Origin of the sequence: Archangium sp., assembly GCF_036389735.1 — a bacterium.
In the GTDB taxonomy this organism is placed as follows: Bacteria; Myxococcota; Myxococcia; order Myxococcales; family Myxococcaceae; genus Archangium.
In genome coordinates this window covers 1-3,150 of record NZ_DASVWK010001017.1, presented here as the reverse complement: position 1 = coordinate 3,150, position 3,150 = coordinate 1, and the positions used below count along the sequence as shown (strand labels likewise).

General features: G+C 71.7%; 3 protein-coding genes and 1 pseudogene. 3 read left to right on the top strand and 1 reads right to left on the bottom strand.

What is annotated here, in order from left to right; translation table 11 throughout:
• The first annotated feature begins 198 nt into the window (after positions 1 to 198).
• From VF794_RS36240 to VF794_RS36230, 3 genes are read left to right on the top strand one after another with little or no spacing between them, the layout of a single operon-like run.
• Positions 199 to 759, top strand: a complete 561-nt coding sequence (locus VF794_RS36240) for a cob(I)yrinic acid a,c-diamide adenosyltransferase (protein WP_331117690.1) — start codon at positions 199 to 201, stop codon at positions 757 to 759.
• A gap of 46 nt (positions 760 to 805) precedes the next feature.
• A complete protein-coding gene (gene queG, locus VF794_RS36235) occupies positions 806 to 1,825 on the top strand; it encodes a tRNA epoxyqueuosine(34) reductase QueG (RefSeq protein WP_331117689.1) in 1,020 nt (339 codons plus the stop codon).
• A gap of 21 nt (positions 1,826 to 1,846) precedes the next feature.
• Positions 1,847 to 2,809: a DMT family transporter gene (locus VF794_RS36230; protein ID WP_331117688.1), complete on the top strand. Its 963-nt coding sequence runs from the start codon at positions 1,847 to 1,849 to the stop codon at positions 2,807 to 2,809.
• Positions 2,810 to 2,818: 9 nt separating this feature from the next.
• On the opposite strand, the pseudogene VF794_RS36225 reads toward VF794_RS36230, so the two are convergent.
• A pseudogene (locus VF794_RS36225) lies at positions 2,819 to 3,150 on the bottom strand (hypothetical protein); the annotation flags it as partial.

Here is a 3,150-nt window from a genome sequence, read left to right as displayed (position 1 = left end):
CCGGTGCCGGTCCGGTCGCTCTTCTTCGTTCCATGGTTCAGCACGTGGTCGAGCAGGGCGAGGTACTGTTTCATGAGTTGGATCGATCGCCCGACCGTGCGTGGGCGCAAATGGGGGAGCGGCTTCTCGTCCGGGAGCTGTGGGCCGCGCGACACTCGGGCGCGGGTGGGATAGCGGATCTGTTAGAAGGGCGGCGCCATGAAGATCTACACGAAGACCGGGGACAGCGGAGAGACGGGCCTGTTCGGCGGAGGCCGGGTGCGCAAGGACAGCGTGCGCGTGGATGCCTACGGCGAGGTGGACGAGCTGAACGCCTCGCTGGGGCTGGCGCGCTCGCTGGCCATGCCCACGGACCTGGATGCGCTGCTCCTGCGGCTCCAGGACCAGCTCTTCACCGTGGGCGCGGTGCTGGCCACGCCGGTGGGCACCAAGGCGTCCGAGCACATCCCCCCGCTCAAGCCCGAGTGGGTGACGGACATGGAACGGGCCATCGACACCTTCGAGACCGAGCTCGCCCCGATGACGCACTTCATCCTGCCGGGGGGCAGCCAGGCGGCCGCCGCGCTGCACCTCTCCCGCACGGTGTGCCGCCGGGCCGAGCGCCGGGTGGTCGCCGCCCTGCGCGAGGGCGAGGCCACCCAGGAGGTGGTGGTCTACCTCAACCGCCTCTCGGACCTGCTCTTCATCATGGCGCGGGTGGCCAACCACCGGGTGGGCCTCGGGGATGTGAAGTGGATACCGGAGAAGCCAACGAAGTAGTACCGCGGGGGCTCCTTTGGGGCCGTGGCGCGGTTATGTAGAGACCGTGACTTCGCTGCCCACCGCACACCTTCGCCAGTTCTCCGAGCAGGTCGGCTTCGACCTCGTGGGCTTCGCGCGCGCCGAGCCCATTCCCCCCGAGACGCTCCTCGAGTGGTTGGAGGCCGGCTGTGCCGCGGACATGGACTGGATGGGCACCCGAGCCGCCGAGCGGCTGGATGTCTCCCGGCTCCTGCCCGGGGCGAGGACGGTCGTCGCCTTCGCCACCAACTACTACCGCGACGACCCCCAGTCGGCGGGCTCGCCCATCGCCCGCTACGCGCGAGGCCGGGACTACCACTCCACGCTGCGCGACAGGCTGAAGGCCTTCCGCAAGCTGCTCTCGGAGGCGTACCCCGAGGTGCACCACTACGGCAGCGTGGACTCGGGCCCGTTGATGGAGAAGGTGTGGGCCGCCCGGGCGGGGCTGGGCTACGTGGGCAAGAACGGGTGCTTCATCACCGAGCCCTATGGCTCCTGGGTGCTGCTGTCCGCGCTGGTGCTGGACGCCGAGGTGGACACCTACGCGGGAGGCCCCGCCGAGGACCGCTGCGGCCACTGCCGCAAGTGCATCATGTCCTGTCCCACCGGCGCGCTGCTGGGCCAGGGCCGGGTGGACGCTCGGGCCTGCCTCTCCTACCAGACCATCGAGAACCGTCACGCCGAGGTGCCCGAGTCCTTCCGGGTGGAGATGAACAACCTCATCTTCGGCTGCGACATCTGCCAGGACGTCTGTCCCCTCAACCGCCACCCCGTCATCACCCCCAACGAGCGCTTCGCGCCCCGGGCGGTGGCGGAGCTCGGGGTGATGGAGCTGGCCGCCCTCACCCCCGAGGAGTATCAGCGGCTCATCCCCGGCACTCCGCTCGGACGGGCCAAGTACGATGGGCTGCGCCGCAACGCCGCGTACGCGCTGGGGGCCGCGAAGCAGGCCGAGGCCCGGCCCCTGCTGGAGCGACTGACGCAGGACCCGAGCGAGCAGGTGCGCCACGCGGCGCAGTGGGCCCTGCTGCACCTCGGGGCGTAGTCTGATAGGGGGCGTCCAGCGATGGGCGCATCCACCTCCGAGACTCTCTCTTCCCACCAGGCGCCGCTCGGCAAGGTGTACGCCGCGCTGCTGGTCCAGGTGACCATCAGCGCGGGGACGTACCTGGCGGGCAAGCGGGCCATGGCGGAGCTTCCGCCCGTCACCGTGGTTCTCTGGCGCTTCCTGCTGAGCGCCTTCGTCTTCTGCCTGCTCATCGCCTTCACGCCGGGCCCCAAGCTGCCTCCGCGCTCCGAGTGGCGCCGCGTGCTGCTGCTCGGCCTGCTCGTCGGCCCCCTCAACCAGATGCTGTTCTTCTACGGGCTGGCCCTCTCCACCGCCTCGCACGCGGCCCTCCTCTACGCGCTCACCCCGCTCGGCGTGTACGTGCTGAGCCTCGTGCGCGGGCACGAGCGGCCCTCCTCGCGCGCCACGCTCGGCATCTTCACCGCGCTCGCCGGGGTGGTGGTGCTGCTGCTCGGACGGGGGCTGGCCTCGGCGGGCGGCTCGCTCCTGGGTGACCTCCTCATCCTCGCGGCGGTGTGCGCCTGGGTCGTCTACACCACCGAGGGCAAGCCCTTCGCCGCCACCCATGGCCCCGTGCGCTCCACCGCGTGGAGCATGGTGGCCGCCGCCCTGCTGCTCGTCCCCCTCATGCCCTTCGCGCTGGCCCCGGTGCGGACCTTCGCCGCCAGCGTCCCCGCGCTCGGGAGCATCGCCTACCTGGCCGTACTCACGTCCGTGGTGGCGTACCTCATCTGGTACTACGCCCTGTCCAAGGTGCCCGCCTCCCGCGTGGCCATCTTCTCCAACCTCCAGCCCGCCGCCACCGCGCTCGCCGCGTGGCTGGTGCTCGGCGAGCCGCTCCACTGGGAACTCGCCGTGGGCGGAGTGTTGGTGATCGTCGGCGTGAGGCTCACCCAGGGCCCGTCCCTGCCGGGCGTGCTTCGGAGCAGGGGTGGGGCCGAGGCCCGTTCGGGTGCGTAGCTGGGGGGCTCAGTTTCCGTTCGGATCCCAGTCGGAGATGTCCTTCTTCTTCGGCTCCTGCGGCGGCTTCGCGCGCGGCGGCTCCACCGGCTTCGGTGCCGGCTTCGGCGCGGGGGCGGGCTCGGGCTCGGGGTCGTCGAAGGTGCGCATCTCCGCGCCCGTCGTCTCCGGCTCGGGTTTCGTCCGCGCGGCCGGCTGGGCCTTGGGCTCGGGCGCCGCCACCGGCTCCTGCTTCGCCTGCGGCTCGACGGGCGCGGGGGGCGGAGCGGCGGGGGGCTCTGGCGGCGTGGAGGGCTCCGCCTCCGAGGCCCGGTAGACACCCCGGCGCCCCGTGGACGGCG